The following is a 15,725-nucleotide window of genomic DNA, read 5'->3' as shown; positions in this document are numbered from 1 at the left end:
TTCCTCCTCCCTACATGCTGAGCAGGTGCGCCACCTCCCCCGGAGCGGTCCGGTGGGTGATCCCTTCCCTTACCACGCGACCTTTCTGCAGCACGTAGAACCGGTCCGTGAGCGACCACGCAAACTCCAGGTACTGCTCCACGAGCAGGAGCCCGATCCCCTCCCGCTCCCGGATCCGCCGGAGGATTTCGCCGATCTCGTCGACCAGGGATGGCTGGATGCCCTCCGTGGGTTCGTCCAACAGCAGGAATCGAGGCCGCATCACGAGGGCCCGGGCGATGGCCAGGAGCTGCTGCTCGCCACCCGAGAGGAGCCCGCCCTTTCGTCGCCACAGGTGCCGCAGGACCGGGAAACGGTCCGCGGCTTCCTCCAGACGGGCCTCCGCTTCTCCGCCCGCGCAGGCGGCCGCGGCCACCCGCAGGTTCTCCTCCACCGTGAGGTGCGGGAGGATGCCCCTCCCCTGCGGCACGTATGCCAACCCACGGCGCGCGCGCTGGTAGGGCGGCAGGAGGGAAACTTCCTCTTCATCAAGCCAGATGGCGCCCCGTCGGACTGGGTGCAGCCCCACGATCGCGCGCAGCAGGGTCGTTTTGCCGACTCCGTTCCGGCCGAGGAGGCACACCGCCTCCCCCCGCCCCACCTCGAGGTGTACGTCCCACAGGACGGGGCTCTCCCCGTACGCGGCCGACACCCCGACCACTCTCAGCATCTTGCTTCCACCCTCCCCAGGTAGACGGCACGGACCTCCGGATCCGACCGGATCTCTTCCAGGCTTCCCTCCCGCAGGACCTGACCCATGTGCAGGACGGTCACGGGAGCCCGCAGCATCCCCACGAATTCCATGTCGTGCTCGACTACGAGCACCGTGTAGCGCTCCCCGAGTGCGCGTACCAGCTCCGCGGTCTGCTCGGTTTCGCCGCGGGTCATGCCCGCGGTGGGCTCGTCCAACAGGAGGAGGCGAGGCCCCGCAGCGGTCACCATGGCGATCTCAAGCCACTGCTTCTCGCCGTGGGAAAGGGCCCCGGCCCGCAGATGACGTTTGGAATCGAGTCCGACGGTCCGCAGGACCGACTCCACGACACCCCCCACTTCGGGCGCAGGGCGGGCGACGAGGCGCGTCCAGCCCTCTGCCGCCCGTATCGCGAGTCGCACGTTCTCCTCTACGGTGAGCTCTTCCAGTACGCTTGGCGTCTGGAACTTTCGCTGGATCCCCAACCGCGCCCGTTCCCGCTCGCTGCACCGCGTGATGTCCCTCCCGTCCAGGAGGATCCGCCCAGAGGCGGGCCGGACCCGTCCCGCGATGACGTCCAGCAGGGTAGATTTTCCTGCCCCGTTGGGGCCGACCAGCACGCGTACCTCCCCGGGGTGCAACCGGAGATGGACCTCGTTCAGGGCCCGAAACCCTTCGTAGAGGACCGTGATCCCCTGCACCGAGAGGAACTCACGGGACATAGACCACTTCCCCCTCCACGCGTCGAGAAGACATTCTGGCGCGGAGCCCTCCCCACCACCGGCTCGCCACGGGGCCAACGAGAACGGTGGCGACAAACAGCAACCCCGCGAGATACAACCAGGCATCCGGGAACGCGCTGCTGATCCGATCCTTCACCAGGTTGATGGCCACCGCGGCGGCCACGGCGCCTACAGGGTTCGTTCTTCCGCCCACCGCGGCCCAGATCACCATCTCGATGGAGGGTACGACCCCCACCATGGCAGGGGAGATCACTCCCAGGTGGAGCGTGAAGAGGGCGCCCCCCACCCCGGCCAGAAGGGCGGAGAGAGCAAAGGCGACCACCTTGGGTGGGGTGGGATCGTAGCCCAGGAAGCGAACCCGGTTTTCCGCATCGCGGACCGCCAAAAGCAAGCGCCCGAAGTCCGTCCTGAGCAACCCGCGTGTGCCCGCCACCGCGGCGAGCACCACAAGGACCGTCACCCAGTAGAGAATCCGGAGGAACTCGGGAGACGTCACATCCCGGCCCAGGAAGGTGCGGAAGTTCGTGAGCCCGTTGAACCCTCCGGTAAGCCCCTGCTGGCTGATCAAAAGCGTGGAGAAGGCCAGGGCGAGGGCCTGTGTGATGAGGGAGATATAGACCCCGGTGACGCGCCTGCGGAATAGGAGCGCTCCCAACGCGGCCGCAGCGGCCGTGGGCAGGCAGAGCACCGCGAGCAGGCTGAAGGCGGGCGAGCGGAACGGTGCCCACCACCAGGGCAATGCAGGCACCCCGTTCCATACCATGAAGTCGGGGAGCTCTCCAGGCGACAGCGCCGCCAGCTTGAGGTGCATGGCGAGCGCATATCCTCCGAGCCCGAAGAACACGCCCTGGCCCAGGTTCAGCACCCCGGCGTACCCCCAGGTCCAGACGATCCCGAGGGCCGGTAGCGCGAGGGCCAGGAACCGGCCCAGCAGCGCGAGGTCGTAGCCGGACAGAAACCAGGGAGCCGCCAGCAGTGCGCAAGCGACCACGACTTTCGTCAACCTACCCATACACCGCCTCCTCCAACGAACGGGAACGCGCCGAAACCAGACCTCTGGGGCGGAGTTGCAAGAAGGCAACGACGGCCAGGAGGAGCAGCACCTTGGCAAAGCTCACGCTGGTGAACACCTGGAGCGCGGAGGAGATCGTCCCAACCAGCGCGGAGGCTAGAGCGGTGCCCGTGAGGCTCCCCACCCCTCCTACGATGACCACGAGGAAGGCATCCACGATGTAGCTCTGCCCCACGGTAGGGGTCACGGGCGCGATGAGGGCGAGGGCAGCCCCTGCCAGGCCCGCCAGCCCGGCGCCCAGGGCGAAGACCGTCCGATCCACCATCGGCGTGGGTACACCGATGGCGCTGCACACCTCCCGGTTCTGGTTGACCGCGCGGACGTAGAGCCCGAGCCGTGTCCTGTGCAGCATCTGCCACAGGCCCCACAGAACGACCACGCTGAGGGCCAGCACGAAGAAGCGCACGTGCGGCAGCGACATCCCCCTGAGAACCCCGTGCTCCACGGTGAGCGCCCCCTGGAGCCACGCGGGCGCGGTCACCTCCACGCCCGTGGGCCCGAACAGGTTCCGAGCCGCCTGCTGGAGGCCAAGGCTGATCCCCCACGTGGCCAGGAGGGTCTCCAGGGGTCGACCGTACAGGTGCCGGATCACCGTCCACTCGAGCACCACCCCCAGCAACGCGGCTCCGAAAAACCCCAGGGGCAGGGCCACCAGGAAAGAGAGGGATCCCGGGACCCACAGGTGCGCGAGGTAGGCCAGGTAGCCCCCCACCATGAGGAGCTCCCCATGGGCCATGTTGATGACCCGCATGAGCCCGAAGGTCAGTGCTAGTCCCAGCGAGGCCAGCAGCAGGATGGATCCCACGCTGAGCCCGTTGAAGAGCTGGCCGAGCACCAGGGCCCCTTCCCGCATCGCCGTTCCTCCCTAGTGGAGCCGACAGGTCTTCCCGGGGAAGACCAGGGGGTCATAGGGCTCCGGCTTGATGGGCTCCCGGGACTGCCACAGGATCCGGAACTGGCCGGTGCGGTCCAGCTGCCCCACGTAGGCCACCTGGTACAGGCTCTGGTTCCGGTCGAAGCGGACCTTCCCCATGGGGGTCTCCAGCCAGGGCAGTTGAACAGCCGCCTTTCGCACCGCGTCCGGGTCGAAGCTCCTGGCGCGCTCCACCGAGGCCTTCCACACGAGGACGTCCACATACCCGTGGACCATGGGATCCGTCACGGCCGCGTCCCGTCCGTACCGTGCCTGGTAGGCGGCCACGAAGCGTCGGTTGGCCGCAAGCGGGAGGCTCTGGAAATAGTTCCAGGCCGCGTAGCTCCCGGCGAGCAGGCCGGGCCCGATGGCCTTCGCCTCCTGTTCCGCAATGCTGAAGGACATCACGGGCAATTTGTCCGGAGTGAGGCCCGCGGCGGCCATCTGCTTGAAGAACGCCACGTTGGAGTCGCCGTTGATGGTATTGAACACCACCTGTGCCTGGGAGGCCCGGATCTTGTTCACCACGGAGCTGAAGTCGGTTCCCCCGAGGGGGACGTACTCCTCTCCAGCCACCACGCCGCCCCGCTGGACGATGTGCTTCTTGAGGATCAGGTTGGCGGTGCGGGGGAACACGTAGTCCGACCCCACGAGGAACACACGCCGGTAGCCTCTCTGGAACGCCCAATCGAGCGCGGGCAGGAGCTGCTGGTTGGGCTGCGCGCCCGAATACATGATGTTGGGGGAGCACTCGTTCCCCTCGAACTGCACGGGGTACCACAGGAGGTGTCGGAACCGTTCGAACACGGGGAGCATGGCCTTCCGGCTCGCCGACGTCCAGCCTCCGAACACGGTGACCACGCGATCCTGCTGGATCAGCTTCTGGGCCTTCTGGGCAAACGTGGCGGGCTCCGAGGCACCGTCCTCGACCACGGCCTGGATCCGACGCCCCAACACCCCTCCTGCGGCGTTGATCTCGTCAACGGCCAGAAGGGTCGCGTTCCTGACCGTGACCTCGCTGATGGCCATGGTGCCCGAGAGGGAGTGCAGCACGCCGACCTTTACCACGGACTCGGCCGCCAGACCACCGGAGTACGCGGAGAGGATGCTCAGGGTCCCCAAAATGGCCAGTGCGATAGGGCGCATGCATTCACCTCCTCGCCGAGATTCAAAAAGAAAAAGGGCGCCGAATCGGCGCCCTGGCCACTGGAGACCCAACGTCGTGGTTGAGCCTCGCTTGGTAATGCTAACTACCAAGAAGGGACGAGAATGTCAAGTCCTTTTTGTCCAGCCGTTCCTTCACCCTCCCATCTCGATCTCGCTCTGATCCCCCAGGTTCACCCGAGCGGGGCGGCCCGAGAGGTATGCCCGCTCCCCGATGAGGGATCCTTCGAGAACCACGTGCTCCACGGTGGCGTTCCGGTTCACGACGGAGTTGCTTACCACGGACCGCACGATCCGGGCTCCCTCCGCCACGGACACATAGGGGCCGATTACGGAGGCCTCGATCACGGCTCCCGGCGCGATGGCCACGGGAGGTTGCACCAGAGCCCCCGTGAGGTTCGGCGGCGGTGGGCTCAGAACGTCCAGCAGAGCCCGGTTGGCGCTCAACACCGCCTCCACGGTCCCACAGTCGTACCACTCCTCCACGGGATAGACCCGGACGACCTCCCCGGCATCCACATAGAACTGCAGGGCGTCCACAAGCCAGTACTCCCCCGCCACCCGGTGGTCCTCCTCCACCAGCCGCTCCAGGCAGCGGCGCAGCAGGCGCGTGTTCGTGAGGTAATAGAGGCCCACGATGGCCAGGTTGGAGGGGGGAAGCTGGGGTTTTTCCACGAATCGCCGTACGCGGCCATCCGGATCCACCTCCACCACCCCGAACCGCCGAGGATCCGCCACCTCCCGCACTCCGATGAGGGAGGTGGGGCTCCGCACCACGGAGCGCAGATCCCCGCGTAGGATGGTATCCCCGAGGAGGATGAGGACGGGTTCGCCCGTGAGGAACTCCCGGGCCACATAGATGGCGTGGCCGTTCCCGAGAGGCTGCTCCTGCCGCACGAAGTGGGCGGTGAGCGCATAGTGCTCCCGCACGTATGCCTCGATCTTCTCCCCGAGATACCCCACCACCAGCACCACCTCCCGGATCCCCAGATCCAGCAGGGTATCCAGGATGTGGCCCAGGATGGGTTTGCCGGCCACGGGGATGAGGGCCTTGGGAAGGGTATAGGTATGCGGCCGCAGCCGCGTGCCGAACCCTGCCACGGGGACGATGGCGCGCACGGTATGCCTCCCTTCTGCCCCGAGGGACGTCTTCGGGCGCTTACGAAGCCGTCTTCGCGCGCCGCACCGCCGCCACGAGACGCGGAACGATCTCAAACAGGTCCCCCACCACCCCCAGGGTCGCCACCTGGAAGATGGGGGCATTGGGATCCTTGTTGACGGCAATGATGTACTTCGAGCCCGACATGCCCGCCAGGTGTTGCGGAGCGCCGGAGATCCCCACCGCGATGTACACGGTCGGGCTCACGGTCTTGCCCGTCTGCCCGATCTCGTAGTCGTGGGGCACCCAGCCGCTGTCCACGGGCGGACGGCTGGAGCCCACCGCGGCTCCCAGCTCCGCGGCCAGCTCCTCCAGCAGGGCGAAGTTCTCCGGACCCCGCAGCCCACGACCCCCGCTCACCACGATCTCCGCCTCCGTGAGCGAAACCCGCTCCCGTCGCACCTCCCGGCGCTCCACAATCCGGGTTCGCACGGGTACCGCCTCCGGATCCACCTCCAGACGCCGGACCTCCGCGGTCCTCCCCTGCTGCCGGCCCGCGGGGGGGAACACCTTGGGCAGCACCACCGCGATCCGCGGTCCATCTCCCACGAAGGCCACGGTTCCCACCACCTTTCGGGTGAACATGGGCCGCCGGGCTACGAGCCGATCCCCCTCCACCCACAGGTCCTCCACGTCCGTCACGATCCCCGTCCCCAGGCGTGCGGCCACACGGGGCGCCAGGTCCCGCCCGTCCGCGGTGGAGGGTACGAGCACCGCCCACGGGCGGTGCTCCTGGATGGCTTCGCCCATCACGTGGGCATACGCCTCCACCCGGTACGACGCAAGCGCGGGATGGTCGGCCAGGAGAACTCCATCCGCCCCGTGTTCTGCAAGCGGCCCGGCGAGATGCTCAACTCCATGCCCCAGAACCAGGGCCACCAACCGACCGCCGCGGGCGTCCGCGAGCGCCCGGCCCTTGCCCAGTAGCTCCAGGGTGATCCGCCGCAGCTGTCCCGCGGCGTGATCCACAAGGACCCAGATCTCCTCCATGGCCTTCCCTCCCATCTACAGCACCTTCGCCACGTCCCGCAGGAACGCCGCGATCCGCTCCGCCGCCTCCTCCGGACTCTCCGGCCGGATCACCTCCCCCGCTTCCCGCCGGGGCGGCGGATCAAAGCGCATGTACCGCACCCGGGCTGCCTCCCCCCCCGCCTCGGAGCCTGCAAGACCCAGATCCGCCAGGGTTAGGGTTCGGATCTCCTGGCGCTTGGCCCGCATGATGCCCGGAAGCGTGGGATATCGGGGTTCGTTGATGGTGCGCTCCACGCTGAACACGGCCGGGAGCTGTACCTCCAGCACCTCCACGCCCCCCTCCACCTCCCGCTCCACGCGGGCCATGCCGTCTGTGATCTCCAGCTTGGTGATGGCGGTGGCCTGCGGGACACCCAGGAATTCCGCCAGGGCGGGGCCCACCACCGCCGCGTTATCGTCCGTGGCAAGCCGGCCGCACAGCACCACGTCCCAGCTGAGGCGCTGGATGGTCCGTGCCAGGGCCCGCGCCAGGCCCAGGTGGTCCGCCTCCTCCAGGAGCGGGTCGCTCACGAGGATTCCTTCATCTGCGCCCATGGCGAGCGCGGTGCGGATGGCCTCCGTGGCCCGGGCGGGGCCTGCGCACACCACGGTCACACGCCCCCCATGCCTTTCCCGCAGACGGAGCGCTTCTTCCACCGCGTGCTCGTCGTAGTAGTTGAGGATCCAGTTGATGCCCTGCTCCTCGATGCCGCTCCCATCCGACCTCACCCGGATGGGCTGTTCGGTATCCGGCACCTGCTTGATGCACACCACCACGTTCATGGGTTCCCTCCCTCCAGGAGTCTGCGGGCAATGATGAGCCGCTGGATCTCGCTGGTGCCCTCGTAGATCTCCGTCACCCGGGCGTCCCGGAAGTGGCGCTCTGCGGGGTAGTCCGGGAGGTACCCGTAGCCCCCGAAGATCTGCATGCCTTGATGGGCGGCCCACATGGCGGTCTCGCTGGCGAAGAGCTTGGCCACGGACGCCTCCAGGGTGTGCGGGCGGCCGCGCGGCCTCGATGCGGGTGCCCATATCCGCGAACTTCCACCGGATGGCCTGGAAGTCTACGAGCCTGCGGCCGAACTGCACCCGCTCCCGGGCATAGGCCAGGGCATCCTCCAGGGCGGCCCGGGCGATCCCCACCGCCTGGGCCGCGATGCCGATCCGGCCTCCATCGAGGGTATGCATGGCGATGCGGAAGCCCTCTCCCCGGCCACCCAGCAGGTTCTCCTTGGGAATGCGGCAGTCCTCCAGCCGGATCTCGCAGGTGCTGGAGGCGTTGATCCCCAACTTCCGTTCCTCTCGCCCCACGATCACCCCCCGCCGATCCTTTTCTACCAGGAAGGCGGAGATCCCTCGGGCTCCTTGTACGGGCTCGCTGCGGGCGAACACGATGCACAGCCATGCCTCCGCGCCGTTCGTGACGAAGCTCTTGGTGCCGTCGAGAACCCAGTACGACCCGTCCTCCCGGGCGGTGGTGCGTAGGCTCGCTGCATCCGAGCCCGCACCGGGCTCCGTGAGGCAGTAGCAACCGATCTCCCGACCCGAAGCCAGGATCGGCAGGTAACGGCGCTTCTGCTCCTCCGTCCCAAACCGCAGGAGGGGGTCGCAGACCAAGGAGTTGTTCACCGCCATGATGGTCCCCGTGCCCGCACAGGCCCGGGAGATCTCCTCCAGGGCGATCACGAAGGCCAGGGTGTCCATGCCGGCCCCGCCGTATGCCTCGGGGACCGTGATCCCCATGAGGCCGAGTTCTCCCAGCTTGCGGACGATCTCGGTGGGAAACCGGTGCTCTTCATCCAGGCGGGCAGCGTGCGGGAGGATCTCCGCGGCCGCAAACTCCCGGGCGGTCCGCTGCAGGAGCCGGTGCTCTTCCGCAAGGGAGAACTCCATGCCGGTTCGATGGTATCCCCCCGGGAGGATCTTGGACAACTGCGCAGAGTGGAGAGTTGGTGTATCCTGCCCGTGGGGCCCTATGGAGCGGATCCCGTCCCGGGTGCACACGGACACGGAGGAGTTCCGGCAGAACCGGGCCCACCACCTGCGGCTCGTCGAGGAGCTCCGGGAGCGGCTCCGATGGGTCCGCCAAGGGGGAGGAGAGCGGGCCCTGCGCCGACAGCGGCAGCTCGGCAAGCTCACCGCCCGAGAGCGCATCGAACACCTCCTGGATCCCGGCTCCCCTTTCCTCGAACTCTCGCCCCTGGCGGCCTGGGGGATGTACGACAACGAGGCGCCGGGGGCGAGCCTGGTCACAGGGATCGGCCGGGTGGGTGGAGTGCATGATCGTGGCCAACGACGCCACCGTCAAGGGCGGCACGTACTTCCCCCTGACGGTGAAAAAGCACCTGCGGGCCCAGGAGATCGCTCTCCAGAACTGCCTCCCCTGCATCTACCTGGTGGACTCCGGCGGCGTCTATCTGCCCTTGCAGGCGGAGGTGTTCCCGGATCGGGACCACTTCGGCCGCATCTTCTACAACCAGGCCCGCATGAGCGCTCTGGGGATCTCCCAGATCGCGGCGGTGCTGGGGATGTGCACCGCGGGTGGCGCCTACGTCCCTGCCATGAGCGACGAGGCGGTGATCGTGCGGGGGAGCGGCACCATCTTCCTCGCGGGTCCGCCGCTGGCCAAGGCCGCCACCGGAGAGGACGTCACCGCGGAAGAGCTAGGCGGCGCGGACGTGCACGCCCGCCGCTCCGGGGTGGTGGAGCACTATGCGGAAAGCGAGTGGGAGGCGCTGCGCATCGTGCGTGCCATCGTGACTACCCTGAATCGCCGCAAGCCCCGCCGGAGGTGGACGTGGCCCCGCCCGAGGATCCCTACTACGACCCCGAGGAGATCTACGGGATCCTGCCCCGGGGACCTGCGGCAGCCCTACGACGTCCGGGAGATTATCGCCCTGGTGTGCGGCTTCGCTCGCCTCCATGGGATCCTGGTGGGGATCGTAGCGAACAACGGGGTGCTGTTCGTGGAGAGCGCCGAGAAAGGCGCCCACTTCATCGAGCTGTGCGGCCAGCGCCGGATTCCTCTCGTGTTTTTGCAGAACATCACGGGGTTCATCGTGGGCCGGCAGTATGAGGCCGCGGGCATCGCCCGAGCGGGAGCCAAGATGGTGCACGCAGTGGCCACCTGCCAGGTGCCGAAGTTCACGGTGATCATCGGAGGATCCTACGGGGCCGGGAACTACGCCATGCGCGGCCGGGCCTATGAGCCGCGCTTTCTGTGGATGTGGCCCAACGCCCGCATCACCGTCATGGGGCCGGAGCAGGCCGCGGAGGTCCTGGCCACGGTGAAGCGGGAGCAGCTCCGGCGGGAAGGCAAGGCCCTCTCTCCGGAGGAGGAGGCCATCGCGCGTCCCATCCTGGAGAAGTACGAGCGGGAAGGAAGTCCTTATTACAGCACCGCCCGGCTGTGGGACGATGGGATCCTGGAGCCGACCGCAACCCGCGATGCCCTCGGCCTGGCCCTGTCGGTGGCGCTGAACGCGCCCATCGAGGGGATGAAGCCCGGGGTGTTCCGCATGTGACCACGGAGGAAGCGGATGCCACCGATTCGCGTGCAGGAGGAGGGGCCGCGCACGGTGATCACCCTGACGCGGTCGGAGGTCCACAACGCTCTTTCCCCGGAGCTCATGGATGCTCTCACACAAGCGTTCCGGGAGATCGGGAAGAAAGAAAAAGAACATGTGCGGTACATCGTGCTGGCGGCGGAAGGCCCCTCCTTCTGCGCGGGTGCGGATATTCGCAGGATGCTGACCTCCTGGCATGCTCCACCGGATGAAAACCGCCGGGACGCGGAGCGTCTGTTCATCATGCTGGAGGCCATCGCGGACTGCCCCAAGCCCGTGATCGCCCGGGTGCACGGGCCGACCCTGGGCGGCGGGGTGGGGCTGGGGGCGGCCTGCGATCTCGCTGTGGCCCACCCGGGTGCGGTGTTCGGCTTGCCGGAGGTGCGCCTGGGACTTGCCCCCGCCATGATCCTTCCCTTCCCCTTGCGCCGGGTGAACCGCTCCTGGGGGCGGCCCTTCTGGGACAGCGGTTCGCTGCGGAGCAGGCACAGGCGATGGGCCTCGTGCACGAGGTGAGCCCGGACGTGGACGAGGTGATCGAGGGCTGGGGAAACGCGCTGCTGGCCGCGGGTCCGCGGGCCCTGGCCGCGGTGAAGCAGTTGTTCGGAGCGGTCCCTTCCCTGCCGTGGGAGGAGGCGCGGCGGTTTGCGGTGGAGCTCCTCGCAGAACTGCGGGCGGGCCCGGAGGCACAGGAAGGGATGCGGGCGTTTTTGGAGAAGCGGCCGCCCGCCTGGATGGACCGGTGATGTTCCGGAAGGTCCTGGTGGCCAATCGGGGCGAGATCGCGGTCCGCATCCTCCGGGCCTGCCGGGAGCTGGGGATCCGCACGGTGGCCGTGTACTCGGAGGCAGACGAAGATAGCCTCCACGTGTGGCTGGCGGAGGAGGCGGTGCCGATCGGCCCCGCGGAGCCGGAGCAGTCCTACCTCCACATCGGGCGGATCCTGGACGCGGCCAGGGCCACGGGCGCGGAGGCCATCCACCCCGGATACGGGTTTCTGGCGGAGAACCCGGAGTTCGCCGCGGCCTGTCGGGAAGCGGGGATCGCTTTCATCGGCCCACCTCCTGAGGTTCTGGAGGCTGTGGCAGACAAGGCCGCGGTCCGGCGGTTGGCGGCACGGTTGGGAGTGCCTGTACTTGCGGGCACCGACCGCCCCGTGCGGGACGAGGAGGCCCTTCGCCAGGCGCAGCGGGTCGGATTTCCGCCCCTGCTCAAAGCCGCAGCAGGAGGAGGCGGAAGGGGCATGCGGGTGGTGCACAACCCCGAGGAGCTCCGAGAAGCCCTCCCCGGCGCCCGACGGGAGGCTCTGGCTGCCTTCGGCACCGACGCACTCCTGCTGGAACGGTACCTGGAGCGGCCACGGCACATCGAGGTGCAGGTTCTCCTGGACCGGTACGGGAACGCGGTGCATCTGGGGGAGCGGGAGTGCTCCGTGCAGCGCCGGTACCAGAAGGTGCTGGAGGAGGCACCCTCCGTGGCGCTCGATCCGGAGCTCCGCGGGCGGCTTGCGCGGGCGGCCCTGCGGCTGATGCGGGAAGCGGGGTACGTGAACGCGGGAACCGTGGAGTTCCTGGTGGACGGGGAGGAGAACTTCGCCTTCCTCGAGGTGAACGCCCGGCTCCAGGTAGAGCATCCCGTAACAGAACTCGTGACGGGTGTGGACTTGGTGCACCAGCAGCTGCGGATCGCCGCAGAAGAGGCCCTGACGCTGCGGCAAGAGGGGGTGGTCCTGCGGGGATGGGCCATGGAGGCGCGGGTGTACGCGGAGGATCCAGAGCGGGGCTTCGCACCTTCCGCGGGAACCATCCTGCACCTGTAGAACCACATCTCCCGGGAGTGCGCATCGATTCCGGGATCCGAACGGGCCAGAGGGTTTCCGTCTCCTACGATCCCCTGCTCTCCAAGGTCATCGCCTGGGCCCGGACCGTCCCGCCGCCATCGCGCGCCTCCGACAGGCCCTTGCCTCCTACGTGATCCTCGGGCCCACCACGAACCTCGCGTTCCTGCGGGACGTGCTGGATCATCCCGCCTTTCAGTCCGGCGACCTCCCCACCGCGTTCCTCACGGACCACTTCGCAGATTGGCACCCACATCCTCCCACGGAGGCGCTCTTCGCCCTGGCCGCCGTCCTCTCCGGTTACGGCCTGGCAAAGACCGCCCCGCGGCTACCGCAGGGGTTTGTGGATCCCTGGGATCGACTGCGGAGCTGGAGGCTCGGATGAGGCAGGAACGGTTCGTGCTCCGGTGGCGCGAGCGGGTGGTGGAGGTGGAGGTCCTGGAGGAATCCCCTACGATCCGGGTATTTGCGGACGGCCGGGAGTTCTCGTTTCGGATCCGGCCGGTGGGGCCGAACGCCTACGCGGTCGTCGCGGGTGAGAGGCGGTGGCTTGTACACTTCGCCTCCGAAGGCGACCGCCACAACCTGCACCTGGATGGCGAGACCCACACGTTTGTCCACGAGGTCTCGGTGCGCAGCCCGGAACCCGAGTCCTTCCGTCCGAACTTAGGGGCGCCCATGCCCGGAGTGGTGACCCGCATCCTCGTGCAGGCCGGGTAGGTGGTGGAGCATGGTGAACCGCTGTATGTCCTGGAGGCCATGAAGATGGAGACCGTCATGCGGGCTCCGGTGAGGGCCCGGGTGGTGGCCATCCGGGTGGAGCCCGGATCGCAGGTGGCGGGCGGAGCCGCGGTGGTGGAGCTGGAACTGCTCCCATGACCGTTCCCCTCGATTCCCTTCCCTCTACCGTCCGGGTGGTGGAGGTGGGCCCCCGGGACGGCCTCCAGAACGAGCCCGAGATCCTCCCCACGGACGTCAAGGTGGCCTTCATCGAGGCCCTGGCGGAGGCAGGGCTGCGGTGGATCGAGGTGGGGTCGTTCGTGCGGCCAGATCGGGTACCTCAGATGGCGGACACGGAGGAGGTGGTGCACCGCCTGCGGCCGCGGGAAGGAGTCCACCACATCGCGCTGGTTCCAAACCTGCGGGGATTGCAACGGGCCGTCGCCTGCGGGGTCCGGACCATTGCGGTGTTCACCGCGGCCACGGACGCCTTCGCCCAGGCCAATCTGGGGATGACGGTGGAGGCGTCTTTGCGGACCTTCCGGGAGGTGGTACGGGAAGCGCACCGAGAAGGGATGTCGGTGCGCGGCTACATCAGCGTGGCGTGGTGGTGCCCCTACAGCGGCCGGGCGGATCCGCGGACCGTCCGGAGGATCGCCCTGGAGTTGCTGGAGATGGGGTGCGAGGACGTGAGCGTGGCGGATACCGTGGGCGCGGTGCTGGCGGTGGCCACCCTGCTGGTGGGCGCGCTGGTCTTCGTACCTGCCTTGCCGTGGTCCGCGGGGCTGCTGGCGCACCTGGATCCATTCCTCTGGAAGCTGGTGTACTGGGGTTTTGCCCATCCGTCCCAGCAAATCAACCTGGCTGCCACGGTAGCGGTGTGGTACCTGCTGGCGCAGCTCACCGTGGGCGGCCGCACGCCGAGCGAGAAGGTGTCTCGCGCGGCTTTCGTCCTGTACCTGGTCGCCATCAACCTGGGGAGCGCCCACCACCTGCAAACAGAGCCCAGCGGGGCGCTGTCCGTGGGGTGGAAGTGGATCAACCGCCGTGTGGTGGGGGAGCGTTGGGCCCGGTGGCAGCCGTGGCTGTTCGGGGTCGGCGTCGGCCTCCTGGTTCTGGCCTACCTGCAGCTGGGCGTCCGGTACGGACTTCCCCGCAAGCAGCCGGACATCTTCCGGTTCCGGGGGTTGCCCTTGGCCTTCGCATGGCCGGACGAGGTCTACCGACTCCTGGCGGTGGCCGGGGTCGGGGGGATACTGGCCCTGCTGGGCGGTGCCCCGTTCGTGGTCCTGGTGGTGGCCACGGTCCTGCTCGGAAAGCGGCTTACCGACGACGAACTGCGCCGGCAGTACGCGCTGCCGCTCGGCGGCAACCCAGGACACGGGGCAAGGGAAGTTCCCGCGGTCCCCGGCACCTTCGTCCTGTGTCTGCTGTTCGCGGCTTTCTTCGTCTTCATGTACCTGGGCAACTACTGGAACCTGTCCCGCTCGTGGCCCATCGGGCACTGAGGGACGCATGGATGCCAACGGCCGCGGCGTGGTGGAGTGGGTGAGGCTCAGTCTTGCCGCCGCGGCCACGGCGGGCGTGCTGGCCGTTCTCATCACCGGAGGAAGGCTACCGCTGTTTGCACACGGGATTCCTCCTGAGGCCTTCTACAAGACCCTGGTGGGGCACGTCACCTTCTCCCTGGTGGTGTGGCTGCTGGGGTGCAGCACCGCGGTGGCCCTCCATCTGTCGTGCCTCCGACCGCCCACATCGGGTCTGCGTCTGGCCGCCCTGGGCTTCGGGTGCCTGCTCGCGGGACTTGCGCTCCCCGGTCGGCCCGTGGTGGTGGACTACCTGCCGTTCGTGGCTTCCCCCCTGTATTGGGCGGGATACCTCTTCCTGGCCTTCGGAGTCCTCCTGGCGCTTGCGCCGCTTGCACGGGCGGCGTGCCCGGAGACTCCCCGATGGGGTGCCAGATGCCTGGCCCTGGCGTATGGGGCCACGCTCTTGGGGGCCGTAGTAGGTCTTCTGAGAGTGGGAGGGGACCACCCGCAGGCGGCCCTGTGGGGAGCGGGGCACGCCTTGCAGTTCGTGTACGTGACGGCCCTGGCCCTCGCCTGGCATGCCCTGGCAGAGGCCGGATGGAGGATCGCGCCTACGCACAGATCCCCGGTGCGCACCGCCTACGCCCTCTCCGGCCTCCTCGCCTTTCTCCCCTCCCTGCTGTACTTGGCACCCGACCCATCCGGCATGCCGGATTGGAGCCTGAAAAACGCGGCTTTGGGCCTTGGCCTGAGTGTCCCCACCCTGGTGCACCTTTGGGTGCTTGTACAGCGTATCCGCAGCGCTCCCCCCGCGGCCCGGTGGCCTTCTTGAGCGGTCGGCCTTGGAGTGGTCCGTGGGGCTGTACCTGCTGGGCGGGATCCTCGCACCGATCGGTGCTGCCCAGACCCTCCGGATCACCGCCCACTACCATGCCATGCTGGTAGGCGGGGTCACCACCGCCTTCGTGGGCATGGTGTACCGGATTCTGGAGGAAAACGGGTGCGAGGTCCTGCCGCGCGCAGGCAGGGCTCAGCTGCACCTTTTCGGAAGCGGAGCCGTACTCACGGTGGCCGCGCTGCTGGTGGCCGCGGGATCCGGGATGCCCCGCAAGGCCTACCTGTCGGGCCCGCACCCGTGGACCCTTCCCCTCACCCTCCTGGCCATCTCCGGTGTGCTCGCCGCCTGCGGGGGCGGATGGTTCCTGATCTCGGCCTGGCGGTCCCTGCGGGGTGGGGTGGGCTCACCCGCCCCGACCCCGATCCTCCTGCAGGAACCATAGG

At 68.2% G+C, this 15,725-nt stretch carries 16 protein-coding genes and 3 pseudogenes; 10 read left to right on the top strand and 9 right to left on the bottom strand.

Annotation, left to right across the window (positions count from 1 at the left end; all coding sequences use genetic code 11):
- Positions 1 to 10: 10 nt before the first annotated feature.
- From urtE to N0A24_03635, 9 genes and pseudogenes are all read right to left on the bottom strand, one after another.
- Entirely contained in the window at positions 11 to 709 is a 699-nt protein-coding gene (urtE, locus tag N0A24_03675) for an urea ABC transporter ATP-binding subunit UrtE (GenBank protein ID MCS7172496.1), read from the bottom strand.
- The gene (gene urtD / locus N0A24_03670; GenBank protein ID MCS7172495.1) at positions 703 to 1,452 is read right to left on the bottom strand and encodes an urea ABC transporter ATP-binding protein UrtD; all 750 of its coding nucleotides are present in this window, start codon (positions 1,450 to 1,452) and stop codon (positions 703 to 705) included. The genes urtE and urtD overlap by 7 nt, the downstream gene beginning before the upstream one ends.
- Positions 1,442 to 2,485, bottom strand: a complete 1,044-nt coding sequence (gene urtC / locus N0A24_03665; GenBank protein ID MCS7172494.1) for an urea ABC transporter permease subunit UrtC — start codon at positions 2,483 to 2,485, stop codon at positions 1,442 to 1,444. Before urtC ends, urtD begins: the two co-directional genes overlap by 11 nt.
- Entirely contained in the window at positions 2,478 to 3,398 is a 921-nt protein-coding gene (gene urtB / locus N0A24_03660; protein ID MCS7172493.1) for an urea ABC transporter permease subunit UrtB, read from the bottom strand. Before urtB ends, urtC begins: the two co-directional genes overlap by 8 nt.
- Before the next feature lie 12 nt (positions 3,399 to 3,410).
- Positions 3,411 to 4,604: an urea ABC transporter substrate-binding protein gene (gene urtA / locus N0A24_03655; protein MCS7172492.1), complete on the bottom strand. Its 1,194-nt coding sequence runs from the start codon at positions 4,602 to 4,604 to the stop codon at positions 3,411 to 3,413.
- 153 nt (positions 4,605 to 4,757) lie between these two features.
- Entirely contained in the window at positions 4,758 to 5,741 is a 984-nt protein-coding gene (locus N0A24_03650; GenBank protein ID MCS7172491.1) for a sugar phosphate nucleotidyltransferase, read from the bottom strand.
- Positions 5,742 to 5,781: 40 nt separating this feature from the next.
- A complete protein-coding gene (locus N0A24_03645) occupies positions 5,782 to 6,771 on the bottom strand; it encodes an electron transfer flavoprotein subunit alpha/FixB family protein (protein MCS7172490.1) in 990 nt (329 codons plus the stop codon).
- 15 nt (positions 6,772 to 6,786) lie between these two features.
- A complete protein-coding gene (locus N0A24_03640) occupies positions 6,787 to 7,575 on the bottom strand; it encodes an electron transfer flavoprotein subunit beta/FixA family protein (protein MCS7172489.1) in 789 nt (262 codons plus the stop codon).
- Positions 7,572 to 8,685, bottom strand: a pseudogene (locus tag N0A24_03635) (acyl-CoA dehydrogenase). The gene N0A24_03640 and the pseudogene N0A24_03635 overlap by 4 nt, the downstream one beginning before the upstream one ends.
- Positions 8,686 to 8,767: 82 nt before the next feature.
- Here N0A24_03635 and N0A24_03630 point away from each other — a divergent pair.
- The 10 genes and pseudogenes from N0A24_03630 to N0A24_03585 all read left to right on the top strand — a co-directional run bounded on the left by N0A24_03630 (position 8,768) and on the right by N0A24_03585 (position 15,724).
- Positions 8,768 to 10,316, top strand: a pseudogene (locus tag N0A24_03630) (methylcrotonoyl-CoA carboxylase).
- A 15-nt stretch (positions 10,317 to 10,331) separates the two neighbouring features.
- Positions 10,332 to 10,874 carry an enoyl-CoA hydratase-related protein gene (locus N0A24_03625; GenBank protein ID MCS7172488.1) on the top strand — a complete coding sequence of 181 codons (543 nt, stop codon included), beginning with the start codon at positions 10,332 to 10,334 and terminating at the stop codon, positions 10,872 to 10,874.
- Complete coding sequence (locus N0A24_03620) at positions 10,853 to 11,104, top strand: enoyl-CoA hydratase-related protein (GenBank protein ID MCS7172487.1); 252 nt, start codon at positions 10,853 to 10,855, stop codon at positions 11,102 to 11,104. Before N0A24_03625 ends, N0A24_03620 begins: the two co-directional genes overlap by 22 nt.
- A complete protein-coding gene (locus tag N0A24_03615) occupies positions 11,104 to 12,177 on the top strand; it encodes an ATP-grasp domain-containing protein (protein MCS7172486.1) in 1,074 nt (357 codons plus the stop codon). The genes N0A24_03620 and N0A24_03615 overlap by 1 nt, the downstream gene beginning before the upstream one ends.
- A gap of 151 nt (positions 12,178 to 12,328) precedes the next feature.
- Complete coding sequence (locus tag N0A24_03610; GenBank protein MCS7172485.1) at positions 12,329 to 12,580, top strand: hypothetical protein; 252 nt, start codon at positions 12,329 to 12,331, stop codon at positions 12,578 to 12,580.
- The gene (locus N0A24_03605; GenBank protein MCS7172484.1) at positions 12,577 to 12,915 is read left to right on the top strand and encodes a hypothetical protein; all 339 of its coding nucleotides are present in this window, start codon (positions 12,577 to 12,579) and stop codon (positions 12,913 to 12,915) included. Before N0A24_03610 ends, N0A24_03605 begins: the two co-directional genes overlap by 4 nt.
- Positions 12,916 to 13,074 (top strand): hypothetical protein, encoded by a 159-nt coding sequence (locus N0A24_03600; GenBank protein ID MCS7172483.1) that lies wholly within the window; start codon positions 12,916 to 12,918, stop codon positions 13,072 to 13,074. It abuts the gene before it with no gap.
- Positions 13,071 to 13,865 (top strand): annotated as a pseudogene (locus N0A24_03595) (hypothetical protein). Before N0A24_03600 ends, N0A24_03595 begins: the two are co-directional and overlap by 4 nt.
- Before the next feature lie 565 nt (positions 13,866 to 14,430).
- Complete coding sequence (locus tag N0A24_03590; GenBank protein ID MCS7172482.1) at positions 14,431 to 15,276, top strand: hypothetical protein; 846 nt, start codon at positions 14,431 to 14,433, stop codon at positions 15,274 to 15,276.
- A gap of 22 nt (positions 15,277 to 15,298) precedes the next feature.
- Positions 15,299 to 15,724 carry a hypothetical protein gene (locus tag N0A24_03585; protein MCS7172481.1) on the top strand — a complete coding sequence of 142 codons (426 nt, stop codon included), beginning with the start codon at positions 15,299 to 15,301 and terminating at the stop codon, positions 15,722 to 15,724.
- Position 15,725 lies beyond the last annotated feature (1 nt).

The organism is Armatimonadota bacterium, assembly GCA_025059775.1.
Taxonomy (GTDB): domain Bacteria; phylum Sysuimicrobiota; class Sysuimicrobiia; order Sysuimicrobiales; family Sysuimicrobiaceae; genus Sysuimicrobium.
The sequence above is the reverse complement of the archived record's forward strand: the minus strand, read 5'-3'. Positions and strand labels throughout refer to the sequence as shown.

Excerpts from the sequence above, each read along its gene's own strand:
- urtA (MCS7172492.1), bottom strand. The coding sequence starts at position 4,604 with ATGCGCCCTATCGCACTGGCCATTTTGGGGACCCTGAGCATCCTCTCC.
- N0A24_03615 (MCS7172486.1), top strand. The coding sequence starts at position 11,104 with ATGTTCCGGAAGGTCCTGGTGGCCAATCGGGGCGAGATCGCGGTCCGC.
- urtB (MCS7172493.1), bottom strand. The coding sequence starts at position 3,398 with ATGCGGGAAGGGGCCCTGGTGCTCGGCCAGCTCTTCAACGGGCTCAGC.
- N0A24_03590 (MCS7172482.1), top strand. The coding sequence starts at position 14,431 with ATGGATGCCAACGGCCGCGGCGTGGTGGAGTGGGTGAGGCTCAGTCTT.
- urtC (MCS7172494.1), bottom strand. The coding sequence starts at position 2,485 with ATGGGTAGGTTGACGAAAGTCGTGGTCGCTTGCGCACTGCTGGCGGCT.
- urtD (MCS7172495.1), bottom strand. The coding sequence starts at position 1,452 with ATGTCCCGTGAGTTCCTCTCGGTGCAGGGGATCACGGTCCTCTACGAA.
- urtE (MCS7172496.1), bottom strand. The coding sequence starts at position 709 with ATGCTGAGAGTGGTCGGGGTGTCGGCCGCGTACGGGGAGAGCCCCGTC.
- N0A24_03620 (MCS7172487.1), top strand. The coding sequence starts at position 10,853 with ATGGGCCTCGTGCACGAGGTGAGCCCGGACGTGGACGAGGTGATCGAG.
- N0A24_03625 (MCS7172488.1), top strand. The coding sequence starts at position 10,332 with ATGCCACCGATTCGCGTGCAGGAGGAGGGGCCGCGCACGGTGATCACC.
- N0A24_03640 (MCS7172489.1), bottom strand. The coding sequence starts at position 7,575 with ATGAACGTGGTGGTGTGCATCAAGCAGGTGCCGGATACCGAACAGCCC.
- N0A24_03605 (MCS7172484.1), top strand. The coding sequence starts at position 12,577 with ATGAGGCAGGAACGGTTCGTGCTCCGGTGGCGCGAGCGGGTGGTGGAG.
- N0A24_03645 (MCS7172490.1), bottom strand. The coding sequence starts at position 6,771 with ATGGAGGAGATCTGGGTCCTTGTGGATCACGCCGCGGGACAGCTGCGG.